Here is a 22,645-nt window from a genome sequence, read left to right as displayed (position 1 = left end):
CGTTACTAGATCGGCGTGACAGGGATGTGAAAATGGCGGTGGATCGCTCCACCGCCTTTGGATCGAAACCGTTTTCGTTCAGGCAGCGCGCTTGCGCCGGCGATCGGGTGTGATGGCTTCTTCGCTCAGTTGTGCGATCGCCTGGGCAAGGTCGAGCGACTCCTGGTCGCGCGAACCCAGGCGGCGCATGTTGACCGTCTGCTCTTCCGCTTCGCGTTTGCCGCAGACGAGGATGACCGGCACCTTGGCCAGGCTGTGCTCGCGGACTTTGTAGTTGATCTTCTCGTTGCGCAGGTCCGCTTCCGCAGACAAGCCGGCGGCCTTGAGCTTTGCCACCACTTCGGTCGCATACTGGTCGGCATCCGACGTGATCGTTGCCACCACCACCTGCAACGGAGCGAACCACAGCGGGAAATGGCCGGAATAGTTCTCGATCAGGATGCCGAGGAAGCGCTCCATCGAACCGCAGATGGCGCGATGCACCATGACAGGCTGCTTCTTCTCCGAATCCGAGCCGATGTAGAAGGCGCCAAAGCGTTCAGGCAGGTTGAAATCGACCTGCGTCGTGCCGCACTGCCATTCGCGGCCGATGGCATCCTTCAACACATATTCGAACTTCGGCCCGTAGAAAGCGCCCTCGCCCGGATTGATCGAGGTCTTGATCCGGTTGCCGGACCTCGTTCTGATCGTCTCCAGCACGCTGCCCATGATTGCCTCGGCATGGTCCCAGGCTTCGTCGGTGCCGACACGCTTGTCCGGCCGCGTCGACAGCTTCACGCTGATTTCGTCGAAACCAAAATCCGCATAGGTCGACAGGATCAGGTCGTTGATGCGCAGGCACTCCGACGCCAGTTGCTCCTCCGTGCAGAAGATATGCGCATCATCTTGCGTGAAGCCGCGCACGCGCATCAGCCCGTGCAACGCGCCTGACGGCTCATAACGGTGCACATTGCCGAATTCCGCAAGCTTTACGGGCAGATCGCGATAGGACTTCAACCCATGCTTGAAAATCTGCACATGGCCCGGGCAATTCATTGGCTTCAGCGCGAAGATGCGGTCGTCATCGGTGTCGTCGCCCGCAACCGTCACCTTGAACATGGCGTCGCGATACCAGCCCCAATGGCCTGACGTCTCCCACAGGCTCTTGTCGAGCACCTGCGGCGCGTTGACCTCCTGGTAGCCTTGTTCGTCGAGGCGGCGGCGCATGTAGTTGACAAGGTTCTGGAACATCTTCCAGCCCTTGGCATGCCAGAAGACTACGCCTGGCCCCTCCTCCTGGAAATGGAACAGGTCCATCTCGCGGCCGAGCTTGCGATGGTCGCGCTTCTCGGCTTCTTCCAGCATCGTGTGATAGGCTTCGAGCTGCGCCTGGTCGGCCCAGGCCGTGCCGTAGATGCGCGTCAGCATCGGGTTGTTCGAGTCGCCGCGCCAATAGGCGCCGGCCACCTTCATCAGCTTGAAGGCGTTGCCGATCTGGCCGGTCGAGGCCATGTGCGGGCCACGGCAGAGATCGAACCAGTCGCCCTGCGCATAGATCTTGAGGTCCTGGTCCTCGGGAATGGCATCGATCAGTTCAAGCTTGTAGCGCTCGCCCTTCTCGGCAAAGACTTTCTTCGCCTTCTCGCGCGACCAGACTTCCTTGGTGAACGGTTTGTTGCGCGCGATGATCTCGCGCATCTTCTTCTCGATCACCGGAAAATCGTCCGGGGTGAACGGCTCATTGCGGGCGAAGTCGTAGTAGAATCCGTTCTCGATCACCGGCCCGATGGTCACCTGCGTTCCCGGCCATATCTCCTGCACGGCTTCCGCCAGCACGTGCGCGGCATCGTGACGGATGAGTTCCAGCGCGCGCGGGTCGTCACGGGTGATGATCTCAACCTTGCCGGACTTGCCGAGCGGATCGCTGAGGTCGCGCACGGTGCCGTCGATGGCATAGGCGACCGCCTTCTTGACCAGCGACTTCGAGATCGATTCGGCGAGACCGGCACCGGTCATCGCCGCGTCGTATTCGCGGACGGAGCCATCGGGAAATGTCAGGGAAACGGAATTCAGCATTGAAATCTCCTATCCAGTCCCGCAAACGAGCGCGGGTGGTAAAAATGCACGTCGACAGCGGTTCGGGCCTGCGGCGTGCATCAGGTTAGCCGGAGGCGTCCGGCGGCGGCAGTCTTTTATGAGCAGATGCCGCCGCCGTAAAGCCCGGCTCACCGGATCAGTTGCGGCAGGTCCTTCAGGAATGCGGCCCGTGTCGCCAACCCCTTCGGCATGTCAGTCCGTTTGGCATCGACGACGAGCCGGGCGAACACGACCTGACGGCCGTCTTTCTGCGCCCAGCCGACAAACCAGCCGAGCGAGCGCCTGCCCTTGCCACCCTCGCCGAGCCGGGTGCTGCCGGTCTTGCCCTGAACGGCCCAATCGCCAGCCTTGAAGCTCGGCATGATGGCGCGTGTCATTTCATGCGCCTTCGCCGACACCGGCATCTTGCCGGCGAGCACCTGGCGCAGGAAGGCGACCTGTTCGACCGGCGTGATCTGCAGCGAGGAGTTGACCCAGGAACGGGTGAGCCCATCATCCTTGCCGGGATTGCCGGAAACGTCGCCGTTGCCATAATTGAACCTGGAGACATAACCGGCAAACTTTTCGTTGCCGAGCCGGCGCGTGATCTCGCGCGAGTACCAGAGAACCGAATCGCGTTCCCAAATCGCCGGATCGACGGCCTTCTGGTCCCGTTTCACCGCATTGAATTCCGGCTTGTAGTTCCAGGTTGGCGTATGCTCATCGCTCAGGATCCCGGCATCATAGCCGATCAGCGAAAGCGGCACCTTGAACGTCGAGGCGGGACTGAACCGTTGGTCGCATACCCCGTCCTGGTAGAGCGTCTTGCCCGTCGCGGCGTCGGCGATCAGCGTGCATTGCACATCCTCCAGCGGCGCCGACTGCGCGCGCATCGGAAACCCCAGCAGCCAGGCGAGCAGGAAGAGGACTCCGGCCAGGATAAAAGGAAGCCGATCGACATTACGCATTTTTCTGCTCGCTCCAGAAGGGGGTTTGGGAAGCGGCTTAACGAGGTCTCTTGTCTCGATTTTGTCTCAAATGCGCAGTCTTTATGCAGGTTCGCGTTAACCCTACCGGATCGTAAACGCAGCCTAAGGATGACCGGCTTTCGAACGTCCTTGCGCAGATGCGGATCAGGTTTTGAAGCACCTTTGACGACTGGAGCGGAGCTGGTCGGGTTTTCATTCATGGCTTTCGGCAGGTCGCCGGGCTGCGGCCTTGCTCCGAGAAATTCGGGCAGCAATCCATCGCCCCGTTTTGCAGCGTGGATGTGAATGGCAAGAAACAGCGACATCATGGCAAACCTCATATCCTGGAGGTCTCAGAGTCACCTCGGCCCGCAGGCGTCGCCACCCGTTTCCGGACTATCCTCTGCTGCTAGCTTTGCCGCCTTTTCTGCCGATCCGCCAATAGCGCCAAGGCATGAACCAGACATAACGGTCCGCCAGCACTTCCGGCACCAGGTCGATGCCGTGCGTGCCGAATGGCCCGCAGCGCAGCACGCGGAAAAATCCCATCCAGCCGCCGGCCCACAGGCCGTGGCGGGCGATGGCTTCATGCATATATTCGGAACAGGTCGGCAAATGCCGGCAGGAATTGCCGATGAAGCCGGACAGCGTCAATTGGTAGAGTCGCACGAGAGACGTGCCGAAAAGGCGCCCCGGCGTCTTGCGCCACGGGCCGGGCCAGTTGCGGCCATGCCTTGCCGGTCCGGCGCTATCCCCATGTCCATGCGGATCCACCGCTGTTCTCCGTATCGCATTTCCACGCGATAGATGTGGGCTTCCACAAGAGAACGCAATCCCCGCCCCTACCCTGTCATGGGCGCGAGCGGCGAAACGGCTGTCTGTCGACCGGAGGTGTCCACCGGTCAGAGCTGACAGGCTCGTCCGCCGCTCGACGCAAATGCGACGGCAAGGCTCCAGGCAAATAGCAGCCCACGGCCAGTCCGGCCGCGAAGCTGGTGCACCATACCGCGACATTCCAAACTCAAGCCGCTTCTTCGGCGCGCTTCTTTTCGATCTGACCGATCGCGTCGACCACAGCGTCGAAGGTCAGCATGGTCGAGGCATGCCGTGCCTTGTAGTCGCGCACCGGCTCCAAATATTTGAGGTCGGCGAAGCGCCCTTCCGGCGGTTCGCCATTTTCCTTCAGCATCTTCAGCATCGTATCGCGCACCGCGCGCAACTCCTCGGCACTCGCGCCGACGACATGCTGCGCCATGATCGAGGACGATGCCTGGCCAAGTGCGCAGGCCTTCACGTCATGGGCGAAGTCTGTAACCACGCCGTCCGCCATCTTGAGGTCGACGGTAACCGTCGAACCGCAAAGCTTGGAATGGGCCTTTGCGGTTGCGTCAGGATGATCGAGCCGGCCGATGCGGGCGATGTTTCCGGCAAAACCGAGAATTTTCGCGTTGTAGACGTCGTTGATCATTATTTTCCAATCCGTCGCCGCCAAGCGAACAGCGATTGCCGCTGCCGCGTCTTCCTTTCGCTCGCTACGGTCTTATATAATGCTGGCAGTCCGGTAACGACAAGGCGACGCATGCCCGCTGTCCTGGCCGGGAAGTTCACGCCGCTTACGGGGCTGGAAACGGGGCGAGTTTCCGACACCGAAAGGTCGTGGTCCGTTCAACTCGTTCCTCCTGAGAGAGGAACTACGGGAGACGCCTTTATGGATGCCGTCATCAAGAAACTCATGCCCCAGTCCGCCTACATGGAAAAGCCGGTCACCGACCGGCCGAGCGAAGCCGAGGTCGAGGCCGCCGTTCGCACCCTGCTGCGCTGGACCGGCGACAATCCGAACCGCGAGGGGCTGATCGACACGCCCAAACGCGTGGCCAAGGCCTTCCGCGAGATGTTCGGTGGCTATGATATGTGCCCGGCAGAGGAACTCGGCCGCACGTTCGAGGAAGTCGCCGGTTATGATGATCTCGTCATCGTAAAGGACATCCAGTTCCATTCGCATTGCGAGCACCACATGGTGCCGATTATCGGCAAGGCGCATGTCGGCTATCTGCCGGATGGCAAGGTCGTCGGCCTGTCGAAGATCGCGCGCGTCGTCGATATCTTTGCCCATCGCCTGCAGACGCAGGAGGCGCTGACCGCGCAGATCGCCGGCGTTATCCAGGATGTGCTCAACCCTCGCGGCGTCGCCGTCATGATCGAGGCCGAGCACATGTGCATGGCCATGCGCGGCATCCGCAAGCAGGGCTCCACCACACTCACCTCCACCTTCACCGGCGTCTTCAAGGACACGCCCGAGGAGCAGGTTCGTTTTGTCACCATGGTGCGTGGCGGCCGGGCATAACGCCTAGGCCGATATCGCTAGACCATGATCCCGAAACGTGGGAACCGGTTTTCGGATAAGATCATGGTCAAACAGGAAAATACATCGGCGATGTCGGCACTGGAATTTCCCGAAGCTCCGTCAGACAAGAAGGCTCTGGAGGAAGGCGCGGTGTTTTCACCGCGCTTCGACACTGCCGGCCTTGTTACCGTCGTCGTCACCGATGCCGAAGACGGGATGCTGCTGATGGTCGCACACATGAACGCACAGGCATTGGCGCTGACCCTGGAGAGTGGCGTCGCCCACTACTGGTCGCGCTCGCGCAATGCGCTTTGGAAAAAGGGCGAAACCTCGGGCAATTTCCAGCATGTCATCGAGATGCGCACCGACTGCGACCAGGATGCATTGTGGCTCCGCGTGAAAGTGTTGGGCCACGACGCAACCTGTCACACCGGCCGGCGTTCATGCTTTTATCGGACGGTGGGGCTGGTCGACGGCAAGGGGACGCTTGCCGACGATGGCAGCAAACCGCTGTTCGATGCGCAAACCACGTATCGAAAGACCTGAGCTTGAACCTTCTGCCTCATACCAACCACACAGATTCATCATTTCGATACGGCCCGTCCGTATATTAGCCTTGGGACAAGGGAGATCATGATGCTCGAGTGGGCGTCATTGCGTAACAGACCAGATGTCAGGGAGGCCAATGGCCTGTCCTCTCCCGGCGGCGCATCCGAAACGAAATCTCCCAAGAAAACAGGAATTTCTCTGGCCCTCGGCGGTGGCTGCGCCAGGGGCTGGGCCCATATCGGCGTGCTGCGCGCGCTCGATGAGGCGGGCATCGAAGTCTCGATGATCGCCGGCACCTCGATCGGCGCGCTGGTCGGGGGCTGTTATCTCGCCGGCAAACTGGATGAGTTGGAAGAGTTCGCCCGCAGCCTTACCAGGCGGCGCATCTTCGGCCTGCTCGATCTCAATCTGCGCGGCAGCGGCCTCTTCGGCGGCATGAAACTGGATGCGCGTCTGCGCGAGCATGTGGCGGGCGTTCGCTTCGAAGACCTGCCCAAGCCATTCGTCTGTGTCACATCGGAAATCCGCACCGGCCACGAAATCTGGCTGTCGAGCGGTTCGCTGATCACGGCCATGCGCGCATCCTATGCACTGCCTGGCGTGTTCGAGCCGGTGAATTGCAACGGCCGAGTGCTGGTCGACGGAGCGTTGGTCAATCCCGTGCCGGTATCGGTCTGCCGCGCCTATGAGCAGCCTCTGGTCGTGGCGGTCAACCTCCATTACGACCTGTTCGGCCGTGCTGCGGTGATAAAGCACAGCGCCGGCGAGCTGGTTGTCGAGAAGGACGCCCCCCGCGCCGGCCACTTGGATCCGGACCACCAGTCGCATCAGACGCGCCTCGGTATCACCGGTGTCATGGTCGAGGCCTTCAACATCATCCAGGACCGCATCTCGCGCGCCAGGCTTGCCGGCGATCCGCCCGATATGTCGCTGCAGCCGAAACTCAGCCATATCGGCCTCACCGAATTTCATCGCGCCGACGAGGCGATCCAGCTCGGCTACCAGGCGACCATGGCGCAGATCGGCGAACTGACCCGGCTGCAGTCGGTTCTGGCCTAGAGCTATCCCCCTTCAGAAGCCTGCTGTGCCATTCAATTGACGGAGCGATGCCGCGCCCGCCCCAATTGATTATGCTGGTCTGCGCAGGTGACGCTGCTCCGCTATGCGCTGCCCAGCTGAGTACCGCGGCTCAGGGGTTAGGCCCGCGCCGCGTCGACAATGCGAAATTGCACCGTGCGGCTGCCGTTCCAGTAATTGCCCGACAGCGATCCGGCGACGTGGATTGTCTTGCCTCGGTTCTTGAACAGGAATTCGCCAAGTGCCGTGTCGACGGCGCGAAAGGCGATCGCCTGGAGGCGTCCGCCACTTTCCGACTGCAGCTCCGCGCGGATATGATTGGTGCCGACCGGCCTGGCATCGGCCAATCGATGGCGCGGCAGCGCGAAAACCGGCGCGACATGCCCGGCGCCGAAAGGCCCCGCACTTTCCAGCGCTTCGAGCAGGCTGAGCGTCGCACCTTCCGCCGCAAGCGCGCCGTCGATCGCAAGGCTTTCCTCGTCCTGCAGCCGAAACACGTCGGCTGCCGCCCGTTCCTCGAAAAAAGCCCTGAGTTCGCCAAGCCTGACACGCTCAACGGTGATGCCGGCCGCCATGCCATGGCCGCCGCCCTTGACGATCAGCCCGGCGTCGGCGGCTTCGCGAACCAATCTCCCAAGATCGAATCCCGAAACCGAACGGCCCGACCCGGTACCGGTGCCGTTGGCGTTGAAAGCGATGGCGAAGGCTGGCCGGCGCGCATGATCCTTCAGCCGCGAGGCAAGCAGGCCGACGATGCCGGGATGCCAGTTGTTGCTGGCGGTGACGACGATCGCCGGCCCGCTTCCTCCCGCAAGCTCGGCGTCGGCCTCGGCGCGCGCCGCGGCCAGCATCTCCTGCTCCATCAGCTGTCGCTCCTGGTTCAGTCGGTCGAGCGTTTCGGCAATGGTCCGCGCCTCGACCGGGTCGTCTGTCGCAAGCAGGCGGCTGCCGAGCGCCGCGTCGCCGATGCGGCCGCCGGCATTGATGCGAGGGCCGATCAGGTAGGCCAAATGGAATGTACTGACCGGTTCGCCGATCCGCGAAACCCGTGCCAATGCGGCCAGCCCTTCATTTTTCTGCTGGCGCGCCACTTGCAGTCCCTTGACGACGAAAGCGCGGTTGACGCCGGTGAGCGGCACCACGTCGCAGACGGTGGCAAGCGCGACGAGATCGAGCAGCGAAAGCAGATCCGGCAGGGTGGCGTCGGTCAGGCCGCGCAGCACCCTTGCCGTCTGCACCAGGGCCAGGAAGACCACGCCCGCGGCACAGAGATGGCCCTGCCCGGAAAGGTCGTCGTCGCGGTTCGGATTGACGACCGCAATTGCGGCCGGCAAGGCGCCGCCGACCTGATGGTGGTCGAGCACCACGACATCGGCGCCGGCCGCATTGGCCGCATCGACAGAAACGGCACTGTTGGTGCCGCAATCGACGGTGACGATCAGCGTCGCGCCACGCGAGACGAGTTCGCGCATGGCCTCGGGATTGGGACCATAGCCCTCGAAGATACGATCCGGGATATAGATTTCCGACGGCACGGAGAAATGCGTCAGGAACCGCTTCAGCAAGGCCGACGAGGCGGCGCCATCGACATCGTAATCGCCGAAGATCGCGACCTTTTCCCGCGCCATCACCGCGGCCGCGATGCGGATGGCGGCTCTGTCCATGTCGGTCAGCGAGGCCGGATCGGGCAACAGGTCGCGGATCGTCGGATCAAGGAACCGCTCGGTCTGCTCTGCTGTCACGCCACGCCCGGCCAGGACGCGCGCGACGATATCGGGCACGCCATGACCCTGCGCGATGGCAAGCGCGATCATGTCCTGCCGTTCGGTCAGCCGGTGCTCCCAGGAAAGACCGGTAGCCGACTGCCTGACATCGAGGAAAAGGCGCCTTTCGCCCGTCATGCGCTTTGCCGACTCATGATTGGCCGCAGGATAGGCCAAAGGCGGGCGAAGCCAAGCGGTTCAGGATCGTACGCCGTCGCGGGAGATCTCAAGAAGAACTACGCTTTCCGCCTTTCAGCCGCGCACCGAAATCATTGGCCGACCGCACCACTCGCCACCGTCAGCAGCAACCGAATGGCTAACAACTGCGATGCGGCTTCGCAAGCGGATCTAGAACTTATCCAGATCCTGATGCCGGGCCTTGATCTCCCGTACGGTCCGCGATGACGAGCGCAGCACGATCGTATGGGTGGTGATGTAGGTGCGGCCGAACTTGACCCCCGCCAGCATGTTGCCGTCGGTGACGCCGGTGGCCGCGAACAGCACATCGCCGCGCGCCATGTCCTCCGCCCGGTAGACCCGCTTCGGATTCGAAATGCCCATCTTGGCGGCACGTGCGATTTTCTCCGGCGTATCGAGGATCAGCCGGCCCTGCATCTGGCCGCCGGTGCAGCGCAGTGCGGCGGCCGCCAGCACGCCTTCCGGCGCACCGCCGGTGCCGAGATAGATATCGATGCCGGTCTCATCGGGATCGGTGGTGTGGATGACGCCGGCGACATCGCCATCGCCGATCAGCCGGATCGCGGCTCCCGTGGCGCGCACGGCGTCGATCAGCCTGGCGTGGCGCGGCCGGTCGAGGATACAGGCCGTGATGTCAGACACCGTGACGCCCTTGGCCCTGGCCAGGCTGGCGATGTTCTCGGCCGGCGAGGCATCGATGTCGATGACGCCTTCCGCATAGCCCGGGCCAATGGCGATCTTGTCCATGTAGACGTCAGGGGCAAATAGAAGGCTGCCCTTCTCGGCAATGGCGATGACGGCGAGCGCGTTCGGCAGGTTCTTGGCGCAGATCGTCGTGCCTTCGAGCGGATCGAGCGCGATATCGACCGCCGGGCCTTTGCCGGTGCCGACCTCCTCGCCGATGTACAGCATCGGCGCCTCATCCCGCTCGCCTTCCCCGATCACTACAGTGCCCTTGATGGCGAGGCGGTTGAGTTCCTGGCGCATGGCATCGACGGCGACCTGGTCGGCGGCCTTCTCGTCGCCGCGGCCACGCAGCCTTGCAGCCGCGACCGCGGCCCGTTCGGTGACGCGCACCAACTCCATGGTGAGAATCCGGTCAAGACCGGCGACGATGTTCTGGGCCACATTCATTGGGGAAATCCTCGTTTGCATGCCACCTCCCGCCGGAGGCGCGCCTGTTTTGTCAAACGAGCATGACAACGGCAAGACCTGCCGGGAGTTTTATCGAAAGGCCTGCGATATCAATCGATTAAACCGCATTCTTAAAACGATGCTGGCCTGTTCCCGAGGAACCGGCGCAGCCTGAAACGCGAATTGCCGCTTAGAAAACCGCGAGATATCTGAGCAGCGAAACGATGCCGATGATGATGACGATAATCTGGACGATCTGTCTCATCCTGGCATCGAGCGGCAGGCGCTGAACCAGATAGAGGACCAGAATGATGACCAGGAACGTGATCAGTATGCCGATCAACACGGATGACGCCATGGTGCCCCTCCTTGAAATCAATTCCTGAAATCGGAAACCGAGCCGGCGACATCGGCTCGGTGTTGGTCAATACCAGCGGCGCGACGTGTCGTTCATCGACTGGCCAACAGCAAGCCCGGCCAGAAAGCCGAGCAGCCCGATCATGCCGACAACAGCGGTCGTCGTGCCCGGGTTTTCGCGTGCGACGTCTGAAACCGCCTGGGCCTGGCTGCGCAACTGCTGTGCTGTTCGCGACGCACGGGTCGCGGCCGTATCGTAGAAGTCCGAAGCCTGCTCGCTGGCATCGTTCAGCATTTCCGCGCCGCGCGCCGAAATGCTCTCGTTGATCTTGGTGATCTCCTTGCGCAGTTCGGCAATCTGCTTTTCCAGCGTCTTCTGGATGTCGTCGATGTTCGGGCTGTCGGACTTGTTGGTGTCGGCCATCAAACGGCTCCCTTGGTTGTTGACCAAGAGAACGGCGCCGGCGCGGTTTCGTTCCGGCCGATCACGGCTATCTGCGAAGTGACGCCGGCGAGGCCCCGCCCAACGGCGCCCGGGCGCTACCCTGCCCGCTCGATGCGGATGACCTGCGGCTTGTCGGTCAGGTGGCCGTCCTTGGTGATGCCGTCGACGGCCTTGCGAACGGCGGCCTCGGTGGTCTCGTGGGTCACGAGGATGACCGTCTTCTGCGCCGCCGCCTCGCCGCTGACCGCATGCTGGACGATCGATTCCAGAGAAATATCGTTGTCGGCCATGCGCTTGGCGATGGCGGCAAACACACCGATGCGGTCATGGACGGTCAGCCGGATGAAGTAGCCGCCCTCATGGCTGCGCATCTGCGCTTTCTTGTAGGGTTTCAGCTCCTTCGCCGGCCGGCCGAAGACAGGGCCGTGCTGGAAGCCTGGGCGGCTCTTGGCGATGTCGGCGACGTCGCCGATGACGGCCGAGGCGGTGGCATTGCCACCAGCGCCGGGACCTGAAAGCAACAGTTCGCCGAGGATGTCGGTCTCGATCGCCACCGCATTGGTGACGCCATGCACCTGCGCGATGACGGAGGCAGTCGGCACCATGGTCGGGTGGACGCGCTGCTCGATGCCGCTTTCGGTGCGCTGCGCGACGCCGAGCAGCTTGATCCGGTAGCCGAGATCGCCCGCCGCCCGGATATCGGCCTGGGTGATGTTGGAAATGCCTTCCATGTAGATGTCGTTGGCGGCGATCTTCGTGCCGAAGGCAAGGCTGGTCAGGATCGACAGCTTGTGCGCGGTGTCGTGGCCCTCGATGTCGAAGGTCGGATCGGCTTCGGCGTAGCCGAGCCGCTGTGCGTCCTTCAGGCAGGCGTCGAACGAGATGCCTTCGGCCTCCATGCGCGTCAGGATATAGTTGCAGGTGCCGTTGAGGATGCCGAACACGCGGGTGACCGAATTGCCGGCCATCGCCTCGCGCATCGCCTTGATGACAGGAATGCCGCCTGCCACCGCCGCCTCATAGTTGAGCAGCACACCCTTCTTCTCGGCGATTTCGGCAAGCGCCACGCCATGTTTGGCGAGCAGCGCCTTGTTGGCGGTGACGACGTGACGGCCGGCTTCGAGCGCCGCCTTCACCGACGAGCGCGCCGGCCCCTCATCGCCACCGATCAGCTCGACGAACACGTCGATGTCGGCGGTCTGCGCCATCTTGACCGGGTCTTCGAACCATGTCGCCGAACAGAGATCGACGCCGCGGTCGCGCTTCCGGTCGCGCGCCGACACCGCGGTGACGGTGATGTCGCGCCCGCATTGCCGGGTCAGTTCCGCTGCCTTGTCGCGCAGCACGCGCGCCACCGACGCACCGACCGTGCCAAGTCCGGCAATTCCAACACGCAGTGCTTCAGCCATAGCAGGCGATGTCCCTCAAGTCAGATCGAAATTGTTTACGGCTTACCGGTGGGCGGACAGCGGCACCACATTGTTGGGCTGCTTGGCGCTGGTCGACAGGAAGCGCTTGATATTGCGCGCCGCCTGTCGAATCCGGTGCTCGTTCTCCACCAGCGCCACGCGTACGAAATCGTCGCCATGTTCGCCGAAGCCGACACCGGGCGCCACGGCCACGTCGGCGTGTTCGATGAGCAGCTTGGAGAATTCGAGCGAGCCGAGATGACGGAAAGGTTCGGGGATCGGCGCCCAGGCGAACATCGAGGCCGCAGGGGCGGGAATGGTCCAGCCGGCGCGGCCGAAGGCATCGACCATCACGTCGCGGCGCTTGTGGTAGACCTCACGCACCTCCGCGATGTCGGCGCCGTCGCCGTTGAGCGCATGTGCGGCCGCCACCTGGATCGGCGTGAACGCGCCGTAATCGAGATAGGACTTCACCCGGGTCAGCGCCGAGATCAGCCGCTCGTTGCCGACGGCAAAGCCCATGCGCCAGCCAGGCATGGAGAAGGTCTTCGACATCGAGGTGAACTCGACGCAGATATCGATGGCGCCCGGCACCTGCAGCACCGAAGGCGGCGGATTGCCGTCGAAATAGATCTCCGAATAGGCGAGGTCGGACAGGATGATGATGTCGTTCTTTTTCGCGAATGCCACCACGTCCTTGTAGAAATCGAGCGAAGCGACCAGCGCGGTCGGGTTCGACGGATAGTTGAGGATCAGCGCCAGCGGCTTCGGGATCGAATGGCGGATACCCCGCTCGACCGCCGGAATGAAGCCGTCATCGGGCTCGACCTGCAGCGAACGGATGACGCCGCCCGACATGATGAAGCCGAAGGCATGGATCGGATAGGTCGGATTGGGGCACAGGATGACGTCGCCGGGCGCGGTGATCGCCTGCGCCATGTTGGCGAAGCCTTCCTTCGAGCCAAGCGTGGCCACCACCTGCGTGTCGGGGTCGAGCTTCACGCCGAAGCGGCGCTGATAGTAGGCCGCTTGGGCCCGGCGCAGTCCCGGAATGCCGCGCGAGGAGGAATAGCGATGCGTGCGCGGATCGCGCACCACTTCGCACAATTTGTCGACGATGGCCTTGGGCGTCGGCAGGTCCGGATTGCCCATGCCGAGGTCGATGATATCGGCGCCGCGCGAACGGGCGCTGGCCTTGAGCCGGTTGACCTGCTCGAAAACATAGGGCGGAAGGCGGCGGACCTTGTGAAATTCTTCCATGGCGGTTCCAGACATCGAAAGAGCCCAGACACTCGGGGGCGTTGGGCGCGCGCTATATACTCATTTGCAGGTAGGGTCGAGGGCGGGGTCGCATTTGCCTTCGATCTGCTTCAGCGTCTGAGGGCCATGCTGCTTGGCCAGATCCGTCAGCGTCGCCTGATTGGTGACCTTTGGGGCGCCCCCTTTGGGCGCTTGTGCATTCTCGTCGGCCTTCAGTTCGGCGAGTTTCGCATTCCTCTCGGCTTCGGTGAACTGTTTGTTCGCCACTTTCGGTGGGATGTTCAGATTCGGAAAGGTGCCGGTATCCTTCGGGCCCGCATCCTCGGCCATCGGCACCGGACCGCTGGTATTCGTGCTCGAACACCCAGCAACCCCCAGCAGGATCACCGCCGTGCCGATGCGGCAAAAGCGTGCGGCACCAAAAAAAACAGTCTCGCCAATATTAATCGTCATATTGTTTCCTTGGCAGCCGGGGTAGAGCGAGATTGGACCCTGCCGGATGTCCCATGTTAATATGTCAAGAAAACGCTTCGGGAGGAACCCCGCGAACCATGTCCAAGACACCCGATTCGGGCCAAGCGGAAGATGACGAGCCTTCGACCGTCGAGCAATATCTGGTGAAGGATCCGGAGCGCTTCGCGTTGAATATGGCGCGGATGGTCGAGCAGGCCGGCAAGGCGGCGTCCGCTTGGGCCGAGCCGCGCGAACGCGGCGAAGTGCGCGATCACGTCGCCGAACCGGTTGTCGACATGGTCAAGACGTTCTCCAAGCTCAGCGAATACTGGCTTGCCGACCCGCAGCGCGCGCTCGAAGCGCAGACGCGGCTGTTCGCCGGCTATATGACCGTATGGGCGAACGCCATCCAGCGCGTCAACCCCAACGCCGAAGGTCCCGACGATGCCGTCAAGCCGGAGCGCGGCGACAAGCGGTTCCAGGATCCGGAATGGGGCCGCAACGCCTTCTTCGATTTCCTCAAGCAGGCCTATCTCGTCACCTCGCGCTGGGCGTCCGAATTGGTCGAGCACGCCGAAGGTCTGGACGAGCACACCCGCCACAAGGCGAGCTTCTACGTCAAGCAGGTGTCCAACGCCATCTCGCCGTCGAATTTCATTCTGACCAACCCGGAACTGTTTCGCGAAACCGTGGCCTCCAACGGCGAGAACCTGGTGCGCGGCATGAAGATGCTGGCCGAGGACATCGCCGCTGGCAAGGGCGACCTGAAGCTGCGCCAGGCCGATTATTCTCCCTTCGAGATCGGCAAGAACATCGCCACCACGCCCGGCAAGGTCGTCGGCCGCAGCGATGTCGCGGAGATCATCCAGTATGAGGCGGCAACCGAGACGGTGCTGAAACGCCCGCTGCTGATCTGCCCGCCGTGGATCAACAAGTTCTACATACTCGACCTCAACGCGCAGAAATCCTTCATCCGCTGGGCAATCGAGCAGGGCCATACCGTCTTCGTCATTTCCTGGATCAATCCGGACGAGCGTCACGGTGCCAAGAACTGGGAAGCCTACATCAGGGAAGGATTGCAATACGGCCTCGACACGATCGAGAAAGCCATAGGCGAACGGGACGTCAACGCGATCGGCTACTGCGTCGGCGGCACGCTGCTGGCGGCGGCATTGGCGCTGATGGCCAAGGAAGGCGACGACCGCATCAAGTCGGCGACCTTTTTCACCACGCAAGTCGACTTCACCTATGCCGGCGACCTGAAAGTGTTCGTTGACGAGGAACAGGTCGCGGCGGTGGAAAAATCGATGAATGAAAAGGGCTATCTCGACGGCACCAAGATGGCGACCGCCTTCAACATGCTGCGGTCCGGCGACCTGATCTGGCCCTATTTCGTCAACAACTACATGCGCGGCAAGGAACCCCTGCCCTTCGACCTGCTCTACTGGAACGCCGATTCGACCCGCATGGCGGCGGCCAACCACTCCTTCTACCTGCGCAATTGCTATCTCGAGAACAACCTGTCGCGCGGCACGATGGAACTGGCGGGGCACACGGTCTCGCTCGGCGATGTCACCATTCCGATCTACAACCTCGCCTCCAGGGAAGATCACATCGCGCCGGCGCTGTCCGTCTTCCTCGGCTCGAAATTTTTCGGCGGCGAGGTCGAGTATGTGATGGCGGGATCGGGCCATATCGCCGGCGTCGTCAATCCGCCCGCATCCAACAAATACCAGTACTGGACCAGCGGTGCGCCGACTGGTGACTTCGCCCAATGGATAGCCAACGCAACCGAGCATCCCGGATCCTGGTGGCCGCATTGGCAGAGCTGGATAGAGGCCAAGGACAACACCCGCGTGCCTGCCCGCAAACCCGGCAAGCATATGAAAACCTTGGGCGATGCTCCCGGCACCTATGTCAAGGTGCGTGTGTAACGGACTGTAATGTGTGGTGAGTTGACGGACCGTCAAAAGCGGGCGAAATGGTCGTCAACCATCAAGCGGCCGTAATTAGGCGATTACTGCAAAAATACTTCCAGGCTTGCTGATTTGACACAGGTCTCGTTTCCGGATCGGAGACAAAGGTTGCCTTGACGCCGATGCCCAGGCGTTGCGCCAAGGACAAACCGACCGGACATCGAGGGGGAATTGACTTTGAAATCAGCAGGATGGAGCCTCGCAAAGGGAGAACGCCGCGCCGTCGTGGCAGCGCTCTGCTCCGTGCTCCTGGCCTCCTGCACATCGGCCGGCGACCCGACAATGTCGGTCGTGATGCCTGGCTACAATACCTCCTCTTCGGACATCCACGCGGCAACCACCGGTAAGCCGGTCGCCACCGCCGATTCGTCATCGCAGATGACGGCCACGCAAACGACCGTGATGAGCGAAGGTGACACGGCGCTGCCCGAAACGGTCGCCTACGTGCCGATGACCAAGCCCGAAGCCGCCTTTCCGCTGATAACGCCGGCCGGCGCTCAAACGATCGCGGGACAAACGCCACAGGCCTTGCAGCAGCCGGCGCAGACGGCGCAGCAGACCGACGCGGTCGCGCAGAAGATCGCCGCCGCCGATGCCGCCGTGACGGCGGCAAAGGCCGCCGCGGCGCCGGTGATGAACAATCCGGTTTATTTGACCGCGGGTGAAATGCCGCAAGCCGAGCCGCCGAAGAAAAGAGGCTTCCTGGCCTCGATGTTTGGCGCCACGCCTGCCTCGGCGACGCCTGCTCCGCTGGTCAACACGCGATCGGGCGAACAGCCGGCCGCGCAGGCCAAACCAGCGCCGGCGGCGGCAAAGCCGATCATCACTTTGGCCTCGGCCGATTCCACGGCAAAGCCGATACAGTTGGCTTCGACCGGTGATGAAGCCGGTCACATCACGGGGAGCGACGCCCTGCCTGGCGTGCGCCAGACGGCCCTGTTCGAGATCAAGCGCAAATCCGGCCTCGACGATGAAAGCGACGTCGACCTCAACGAGGACGAAGGCGGCTCCTATCAGGTTGCGTCCGCCGCCGGCATGGCGCGCCTGGCGCCCAACGGGCTGCTGAGGCAGAACGAAAGCGTCGATGTGGCCTGCCTGAAGCCGTCTCTGGTGCGGGTACTGAAGACGATCGAAGGCCATTACGGCCGCAAGATGGTCGTCACCTCGGGCTATCGCGACCCTGCCCGCAACCGTCGCGCCAACGGCGCCAAGAACTCGCTGCACATGTATTGCGCCGCCGCCGACATCCAGGTCCCCGGCGTGTCCAAATGGGAGTTGGCGAGCTATATCAGGACGATGCCCGGCCGTGGCGGCGTCGGCACCTACTGCCACACCGAATCGGTTCACGTCGATGTCGGTCCCGAGCGCGACTGGAACTGGCGCTGCCGGAGGCGCAGCGGCGGTGACGAGGGCTGATTTCGAAGTGGGCCAGCCGGACACCAAGCAGAATCTGGTGTTGCAGGGCGATCCAATGTCGAAGTGGCTCGCAATCGTCTGAAAGAGTTCGCAAATCAACGCGGTCGTCTTGTTGGGCAGCGGCCGGAAACTGGTGTCAAGGCCGCGCAAATCGATCGCTTCGACAGGTCGGAAAAAAGTTGTCGCGAGCGGCCACAGACGGGTTGCCGGTTGCGTGCAACGTCAGTATAAGCCGCTTTCATCTGAGCGCGCCCATCGTCTAGCGGTCAGGACACCGCCCTTTCACGGCGGTAACAGGGGTTCGATTCCCCTTGGGCGTACCAAAGATTTCAAGCACTTAGCGACGCCTCCCCTGAACTAGTCGAATAAGCACCGAATATACGTCTGCGGACGATTGCGAACGGCATCGCACGAACACAGCCCGAAGCGCCTTGGCTAAAAAAGAAAACGCTAATAAACTGGCGTCGATCGGGGGATCGCGTGCCTGTGGGGGAAGATCCTAATTTCAGCAAGGCAATGGCCGAACTCGCTGCCATGCGAGCACGGGGCGATATAGAGCAACCTGATTTCGAGGCCGCGCGGGGACTTCTAAGGGAGCGATACGGCATCGCGTCCGGTCAGCCGTCAGCCGTCTCGTCTCGACCGAATCGTATGTCGGAGCATGACGCTGCAAAGAAAATTGCGGGTTGGATACTGATCGCAGTCGCAGCCTTTGCACTGCTGAGAACTTGCTCGAAAGAAGGTGGTCACACCGACATCGCGGCGCGAGAAGAGCCGAAGGATGGTTCTCAGTGCTTCAGCGGATGGGACGGCTCAAGCCGCGAGCTAGTCCGCTTGGTCACGGAGAGGCTTCGCGATCCCGACTCCTTTCAGCACTCAACGACAAAGACATCTGAGCCGGACAAGAGCGGGCATCGTACCGTTCTCATGGAATATCGCGCGAAAAACGGATTCGGCGGCTACAATGTTGGCTACGCGACGGGCTCGCTGAACATTTCCGATTGCACTATTACTGATTTTGGATTGCTATCCCAATGAAAAAGCCCGCCATGGTCATCTTCGCAGCGGGGCAACACCTCTTCTCAAATTTGGTTGTAGGACTTGGCTGGAAATGGCAGCTACGTGAAAGGTGTCTTTCGGGGGATTCGCATGCAGTCGTGGTACAACGAAATGACCTACAAACAGCGGGTGCTTGTTTGGGTCGTTTCAGGTTTTTCGATCGTCGTTTATGGAATTGGGCTCCTGCTCTGCGCCGGGCTCCTATATCTCCACTTCGGACAGGAGCGTCGCTAGTGCTCAGGGTGTTTATTGCGCTGGCCATCTTGCTTCCGACATCAGCGCTCGCGGCAAAGAAGACACCGACACCGGACCAGCTTTGCAGGCTTAAAGGCTCTTGGGCTTCCGTCGTGATGCGCGCTCGGCAAATGGGGATGCCGTTGAGCAAACAGATAGAGATGTCGGCGAACGCACCTGGGGGCAGCAGAGATGCGGTGATAGCGGCGTACAAGTATCCAAGATACAGCACGCTAGAAATGCAAGGTAAGGCGGTTGAGGATTTTAGGAACGAGGTTGAACTGAAATGCTTCGGAGGCAACTAAAGCCACCTGTTCATCTATAGCCGAGGCGGTGCCCATGTCGGTCTGTGGTGATTAGAGACTTAATTGCGCTTCCCCCTGTCGGCTAGCATGATCTGCGTCACGACGCGTTTGAGAGGGACCGCGTTCGGATGTTTCCAGTCGCGCAGACCTAGTGCAAGGCGATAGGCACATTCCGCTATTTCCTTGTTGGCCATCGCTGTCTTGCCGGAGGTCTGGATGTTGCGGGCGACGCTGCGACTATAGCCCCGGGCTCCGCATCGGAATCCAGGACGATCTGACAGCATTCGACAAAGACCATGAATAGCGCATGGTTCGCGTCGCGATGTTGTTTCTCCACGTCGACCGTATCGTTTGCCATCAGTAACGACCCCCACCCGACCGCCAAGAAAGCTAGACTTTAAGTTGTCAGAAAGCAAAAAGGCCCGGAAGCCGAAGCCACCGGGCCTGTCTTTTCGCCTGCGGAATGATCAGTGCCGCGTCGGCCGCGCCGTCTCGTCTCCAGGATCGTCCGACGGAAACCCGCTACGGTCTTCCCGCATGGCTTCCAAGAGCGCCCGGTTGTTGGCGTCGAGGATCGCGTTCGCCTGCTTCACGCCGCGCCTGTCGCCGATGACGAAGCCAAGCGCGAAGGCGCCAATCAGCGCGACGGCGGCGGTCATGCATCCCATAGGGCTTTAGAAGCTTGACGGGCGCGTTCATGCTGCACCGCCATCTTTCAGCGCCTCGTAATACGCGCGCTTCAGGTTGGCTGCGAGCAATGCCGCCTGGCTGACCACGAAGAACAGGCGATCAGCTTCGCCCGGTCGATGTCGACTGGCCCTGTGGTGGCGAAGTCGCGCTCCATCATGTCCAGGAGAACGTCGAGCATGTTGACCGCATCACAAACCAGCGGCTCTAGGTCGAAAAATCCGGTCTTCTCGGCAGCGGGCATAGCTTCGCCGGCCGCCGGAACATGGGTGTTCGGCATTGTGGTTGCTCCTTGAGCTACGTTGGTGTAACGTCATGCAAATTAAATGACTTGCTTTCTAAGTCAATACAATTTGCATGAAGTTGAGCGAATGGCGATAACGGTTGGGCAGTTAAGGGCGGCTCGGGGTCTCATAGGCTGGTCGCAACAAGACCTTGCCGAGAAGGCCGACGTCGGTCGGGCGACGGTCGCCGACTTCGAAGCTGGGAAGCGAGTGCCCTACGCGACGACACTCGCACGAATCGAGGAGACGCTGATTGCGGCCGGCGTCGAGTTCATTCCGGAGAACGGCGGCGGCGCTGGCGTGAGGCTGCGCAAGGCCTGAAATCGTCAAGCGTTCCCTTGCGGGAGCGAAGCTTGCGTTGCATTGCTACTCTTTGGGCGGGATAAAGCGAAATGAACGAGCCTTTCAGCATGCCAGACGCTTCTGGTGATCCGTTGGCGATTTTGGCCACCGCTTCGTTGATCGGCTTCTTCTCAATCAGAGACAGCAACGGCAATCCTACGGATCCGGTGTCACTCGGCTCTGGAACACTTGTAAGGTTGCCGGGCGACATTTTCGGCGTGCTCACTGCAGCCCATGTGCTCGATGAAATTCCAACGTCCGGGCTGCTCGGCTTCCTGACCTTCACACGTCAGGATAGCGTTCAACAGGCAAAGATTGACGCGCAGTTGACCGAGAAATTCTATCCGCCTGGATGGGGGCCGGGAGAGGTCATGCCAGACTTCGGGTTTCTGCAAATTCATGATCGAGATGCTTTGAGCACGATTAGAGCTCGTGGCTGCGCTTTCTACGACCTTGAGAAACGGCGCGAGATTAGAGGCATGACGTCGAACAAACTTGCTTGGGAATATTACGCCACCGGCGTTGTTGGCGAATCCAGGATTGAGATTCCGGCCGGCGCCGACGGGTCTCCGAAGCGCACCAGCTTTACTGCGATGGCAGGTCATTGCTCTGAGGTGGCAAAATCGACGATCGGCGGGTTCACGATCGTGAACGTCCAGGTGGAAACCGATCGACATCCGACAACATATGGCGGCGTCAGCGGCGGCGGTCTTTGGGTGATAACTGCACCCGACGGAGAATTCGACAAGGTGCAACGTTTTCTGACGGGCGTGATCTTCTACCAGTCGGACGCGACCGATGACGGCAACCGCAGTATCCGAGCGCATGGCCTAGACGATATCCAAGCGATTTTGATTTCCCAGTTCCGCGCCTAAAGGGGATACTTGATGGCTAGACTTTCAACGAAGCTCGACATTCGGTAGAGAGGCGAGCAAATGACCGAAGAGCTTTCAACCCTAGACGAGCATCGTCGCGCCATAGCGGACATCTTGGCATTTCTGTCCAAGCATGGCCTAGCAGGGGTGATGCTCAGTCCCGACAAGATCGACGGAAGCCCCCTTGGTCCCCGCGTTTTCGCTGATCTCGTTCGATGGCTTGAGAGCGAGGGCGTAGTACGTTTGTGGGGCAGTCCGGTGCTCAGTGCCGGCGCCTTTCCGAAGGTTCAGCTCACTGCCGTCGGTTTGAAAATCTTGGGCCTCGAATCCCCGACGTCGAAAGGCGAAAAGATCGAGTCGTCCTTGGCAAAGCCGTCGTCACCAAAAATCCGAGCAGAGATCGGTGAGTTTGTGGGCCGGCTGCTGGGCGGGTTTGCAAACACTCAGATGTGAGATGGTCCCGCTCTCTAGATGGCGTGGTGCGCGAAAAGCTCCGGGCTCGCTGGAGCCGCTACAGCGCGTTTGCCCTGAAGATGGCAGCGAACTTGGTCCTGGGCTTCGCGACTGGCTTGGGACTCGCCATAGGTCACGCTGTAGCAGGTTGATGTCATAAGGGTTCGCGCACCGAGCCGGTGGTGTTCCATTTGATGAACTCGACTTCCTTCCTCGTCACTTCCCGCACCGCTTTCAACAGCGCTTCGTGCAGCTGTCGTGTTGCACGGTAGTGCTCACATTGCGGCGAAATGAACGGCTTCACGATGCTCAGATGCAGCGCCTCGGCCGCCGCTAGAAAGCGCTCAATTTCAGCCTCCGAAAGGTGTTTGGATGGTTTGCTTCTGGCCATTGGCGATCTCCGCTTTTTGAAGTCGTCGCCGCAACGAAAGGATTATATTCCTCGTCTCGACACGACTGGCAAGCCCTTACGCGATCACACCATGTCCAAAAGAGGTATCTTAGCCATGCTGAATATGCGGTGGTCCTAGAGGCGGGCCGCCGGGCCGGCGCCTAATCAGGCAATTTCCCACAAAAAAGGAAGGGCGTCGGTCACTCTGTCGCAGCTACGCGGTTTCCCAATCCACACCTTAACGTTTGTTCAATGCGCCGAGTTTAGAATGGCGCATGCGCTTCTCCATTCTGCTTTTTGGCTGGGCGGGATTTTTCGGCTGGGACTTCGCCGCCAATCAAGGGGAATTCACCATTCGCCTCGGTATGCGAGTTGCCCGCCTGATCCAAACGTCGGGCCTCGTTTGAAACGACGGTTAAGGCCTCGCACCTTGCTTGCAACAGACTTTAGCCGACGCTAATTAACGCGTCTGGGGGAGAGCGTGCTTGGGCGATTTTCGAAAATTCAGATGTTCTGTCTGTCATGGCAACGGCAAAGTTGGTCGTGTCCCTTGAGGTGGTGTAGCTCGGCGGCAGCGAAGCCGCTCGCGAGCGCGCCCTCAACAGCGTCGT

24 protein-coding genes and 1 tRNA gene are annotated in these 22,645 nt (G+C 61.3%); 11 read left to right on the top strand and 14 right to left on the bottom strand.

Annotation, left to right across the window (positions count from 1 at the left end; genetic code table 11):
* Window positions 1-78 precede the first annotated feature (78 nt).
* The 4 genes from thrS to FJ938_RS20915 all read right to left on the bottom strand — a co-directional run bounded on the left by thrS (window position 79) and on the right by FJ938_RS20915 (window position 4,491).
* Window positions 79-2,055: a threonine--tRNA ligase gene (gene thrS / locus FJ938_RS20930; protein WP_140696959.1), complete on the bottom strand. Its 1,977-nt coding sequence runs from the start codon at window positions 2,053-2,055 to the stop codon at window positions 79-81.
* 149 nt (window positions 2,056-2,204) lie between these two features.
* Complete coding sequence (blaOXA, locus tag FJ938_RS20925; protein ID WP_140610147.1) at window positions 2,205-3,023, bottom strand: class D beta-lactamase; 819 nt, start codon at window positions 3,021-3,023, stop codon at window positions 2,205-2,207.
* A 396-nt stretch (window positions 3,024-3,419) separates the two neighbouring features.
* Window positions 3,420-3,797, bottom strand: coding sequence for a membrane protein insertion efficiency factor YidD (gene yidD / locus FJ938_RS20920; protein WP_140610148.1), 378 nt, complete (start codon window positions 3,795-3,797; stop codon window positions 3,420-3,422).
* Between the two features lie 247 nt (window positions 3,798-4,044).
* A complete protein-coding gene (locus FJ938_RS20915) occupies window positions 4,045-4,491 on the bottom strand; it encodes an iron-sulfur cluster assembly scaffold protein (protein ID WP_140610149.1) in 447 nt (148 codons plus the stop codon).
* Window positions 4,492-4,731: 240 nt separating this feature from the next.
* Between FJ938_RS20915 and folE the strand changes: the two genes are divergently transcribed.
* From folE to FJ938_RS20900, 3 genes are all read left to right on the top strand, one after another.
* Window positions 4,732-5,367 carry a GTP cyclohydrolase I FolE gene (gene folE / locus FJ938_RS20910; RefSeq protein ID WP_140610150.1) on the top strand — a complete coding sequence of 212 codons (636 nt, stop codon included), beginning with the start codon at window positions 4,732-4,734 and terminating at the stop codon, window positions 5,365-5,367.
* Window positions 5,368-5,457: 90 nt separating this feature from the next.
* Window positions 5,458-5,913 carry a phosphoribosyl-AMP cyclohydrolase gene (gene hisI, locus FJ938_RS20905; RefSeq protein WP_140610180.1) on the top strand — a complete coding sequence of 152 codons (456 nt, stop codon included), beginning with the start codon at window positions 5,458-5,460 and terminating at the stop codon, window positions 5,911-5,913.
* A gap of 87 nt (window positions 5,914-6,000) precedes the next feature.
* Window positions 6,001-6,975 carry a patatin family protein gene (locus tag FJ938_RS20900; RefSeq protein ID WP_181165610.1) on the top strand — a complete coding sequence of 325 codons (975 nt, stop codon included), beginning with the start codon at window positions 6,001-6,003 and terminating at the stop codon, window positions 6,973-6,975.
* A gap of 137 nt (window positions 6,976-7,112) precedes the next feature.
* On the opposite strand, the gene recJ is transcribed toward FJ938_RS20900, so the two are convergent.
* The 7 genes from recJ to FJ938_RS20865 all read right to left on the bottom strand — a co-directional run bounded on the left by recJ (window position 7,113) and on the right by FJ938_RS20865 (window position 14,012).
* A complete protein-coding gene (gene recJ, locus FJ938_RS20895) occupies window positions 7,113-8,894 on the bottom strand; it encodes a single-stranded-DNA-specific exonuclease RecJ (RefSeq protein ID WP_140610151.1) in 1,782 nt (593 codons plus the stop codon).
* A gap of 210 nt (window positions 8,895-9,104) precedes the next feature.
* The gene (glpX, locus tag FJ938_RS20890; RefSeq protein ID WP_140610152.1) at window positions 9,105-10,088 is read right to left on the bottom strand and encodes a class II fructose-bisphosphatase; all 984 of its coding nucleotides are present in this window, start codon (window positions 10,086-10,088) and stop codon (window positions 9,105-9,107) included.
* Window positions 10,089-10,278: 190 nt separating this feature from the next.
* Window positions 10,279-10,446 (bottom strand): Thivi_2564 family membrane protein, encoded by a 168-nt coding sequence (locus FJ938_RS20885; RefSeq protein WP_140610153.1) that lies wholly within the window; start codon window positions 10,444-10,446, stop codon window positions 10,279-10,281.
* A gap of 66 nt (window positions 10,447-10,512) precedes the next feature.
* On the bottom strand, window positions 10,513-10,869 hold the full coding sequence (locus FJ938_RS20880; protein ID WP_140610154.1) for a hypothetical protein: 357 nt from the start codon (window positions 10,867-10,869) through the stop codon (window positions 10,513-10,515).
* A gap of 116 nt (window positions 10,870-10,985) precedes the next feature.
* Window positions 10,986-12,299 (bottom strand): homoserine dehydrogenase, encoded by a 1,314-nt coding sequence (locus FJ938_RS20875; protein ID WP_140610155.1) that lies wholly within the window; start codon window positions 12,297-12,299, stop codon window positions 10,986-10,988.
* Between the two features lie 42 nt (window positions 12,300-12,341).
* A complete protein-coding gene (locus FJ938_RS20870) occupies window positions 12,342-13,559 on the bottom strand; it encodes an LL-diaminopimelate aminotransferase (RefSeq protein ID WP_140610156.1) in 1,218 nt (405 codons plus the stop codon).
* A 60-nt stretch (window positions 13,560-13,619) separates the two neighbouring features.
* Window positions 13,620-14,012, bottom strand: a complete 393-nt coding sequence (locus tag FJ938_RS20865; RefSeq protein ID WP_140610157.1) for a hypothetical protein — start codon at window positions 14,010-14,012, stop codon at window positions 13,620-13,622.
* A gap of 98 nt (window positions 14,013-14,110) precedes the next feature.
* Between FJ938_RS20865 and phaC the strand changes: the two genes are divergently transcribed.
* From phaC to FJ938_RS20845, 4 genes are all read left to right on the top strand, one after another.
* On the top strand, window positions 14,111-15,946 hold the full coding sequence (phaC, locus tag FJ938_RS20860; protein WP_140696956.1) for a class I poly(R)-hydroxyalkanoic acid synthase: 1,836 nt from the start codon (window positions 14,111-14,113) through the stop codon (window positions 15,944-15,946).
* Between the two features lie 213 nt (window positions 15,947-16,159).
* Window positions 16,160-17,404 (top strand): YcbK family protein, encoded by a 1,245-nt coding sequence (locus tag FJ938_RS20855; RefSeq protein WP_140696953.1) that lies wholly within the window; start codon window positions 16,160-16,162, stop codon window positions 17,402-17,404.
* Between the two features lie 248 nt (window positions 17,405-17,652).
* Window positions 17,653-17,727: transfer RNA gene (locus tag FJ938_RS20850), tRNA-Glu, on the top strand.
* Window positions 17,728-17,884: 157 nt separating this feature from the next.
* Window positions 17,885-18,442: a hypothetical protein gene (locus FJ938_RS20845; protein WP_140696950.1), complete on the top strand. Its 558-nt coding sequence runs from the start codon at window positions 17,885-17,887 to the stop codon at window positions 18,440-18,442.
* Between the two features lie 1,027 nt (window positions 18,443-19,469).
* Here the strand turns inward: FJ938_RS20845 and FJ938_RS20840 are convergent.
* Window positions 19,470-19,661 carry a hypothetical protein gene (locus FJ938_RS20840; RefSeq protein WP_140696947.1) on the bottom strand — a complete coding sequence of 64 codons (192 nt, stop codon included), beginning with the start codon at window positions 19,659-19,661 and terminating at the stop codon, window positions 19,470-19,472.
* An 80-nt stretch (window positions 19,662-19,741) separates the two neighbouring features.
* On the bottom strand, window positions 19,742-19,969 hold the full coding sequence (locus FJ938_RS20835) for a hypothetical protein (RefSeq protein WP_140696945.1): 228 nt from the start codon (window positions 19,967-19,969) through the stop codon (window positions 19,742-19,744).
* Window positions 19,970-20,060: 91 nt separating this feature from the next.
* Here FJ938_RS20835 and FJ938_RS20830 point away from each other — a divergent pair, with 91 nt between their 5' ends.
* The 3 genes from FJ938_RS20830 (at window position 20,061) to FJ938_RS20820 (ending at window position 21,643) form a co-directional block, all read left to right on the top strand.
* A complete protein-coding gene (locus FJ938_RS20830) occupies window positions 20,061-20,294 on the top strand; it encodes a helix-turn-helix transcriptional regulator (RefSeq protein WP_140696943.1) in 234 nt (77 codons plus the stop codon).
* Window positions 20,295-20,365: 71 nt separating this feature from the next.
* Window positions 20,366-21,190, top strand: coding sequence for a hypothetical protein (locus FJ938_RS20825; protein WP_140696941.1), 825 nt, complete (start codon window positions 20,366-20,368; stop codon window positions 21,188-21,190).
* A 60-nt stretch (window positions 21,191-21,250) separates the two neighbouring features.
* Window positions 21,251-21,643, top strand: coding sequence for a hypothetical protein (locus tag FJ938_RS20820; RefSeq protein ID WP_140696939.1), 393 nt, complete (start codon window positions 21,251-21,253; stop codon window positions 21,641-21,643).
* Between the two features lie 154 nt (window positions 21,644-21,797).
* Here the strand turns inward: FJ938_RS20820 and FJ938_RS20815 are convergent, their stop codons facing one another.
* Window positions 21,798-22,034, bottom strand: coding sequence for a hypothetical protein (locus FJ938_RS20815; RefSeq protein ID WP_140696937.1), 237 nt, complete (start codon window positions 22,032-22,034; stop codon window positions 21,798-21,800).
* A 275-nt stretch (window positions 22,035-22,309) separates the two neighbouring features.
* Here FJ938_RS20815 and FJ938_RS30320 point away from each other — a divergent pair, with 275 nt between their 5' ends.
* Window positions 22,310-22,441 carry a hypothetical protein gene (locus FJ938_RS30320; RefSeq protein WP_281409105.1) on the top strand — a complete coding sequence of 44 codons (132 nt, stop codon included), beginning with the start codon at window positions 22,310-22,312 and terminating at the stop codon, window positions 22,439-22,441.
* Window positions 22,442-22,645: the final 204 nt, after the last annotated feature.

It is taken from the genome of Mesorhizobium sp. B2-4-14, from assembly GCF_006442155.1.
In the GTDB taxonomy this organism is placed as follows: domain Bacteria; phylum Pseudomonadota; class Alphaproteobacteria; order Rhizobiales; family Rhizobiaceae; genus Mesorhizobium.
This window is presented reverse-complemented; position numbering and strand designations above follow the sequence as displayed.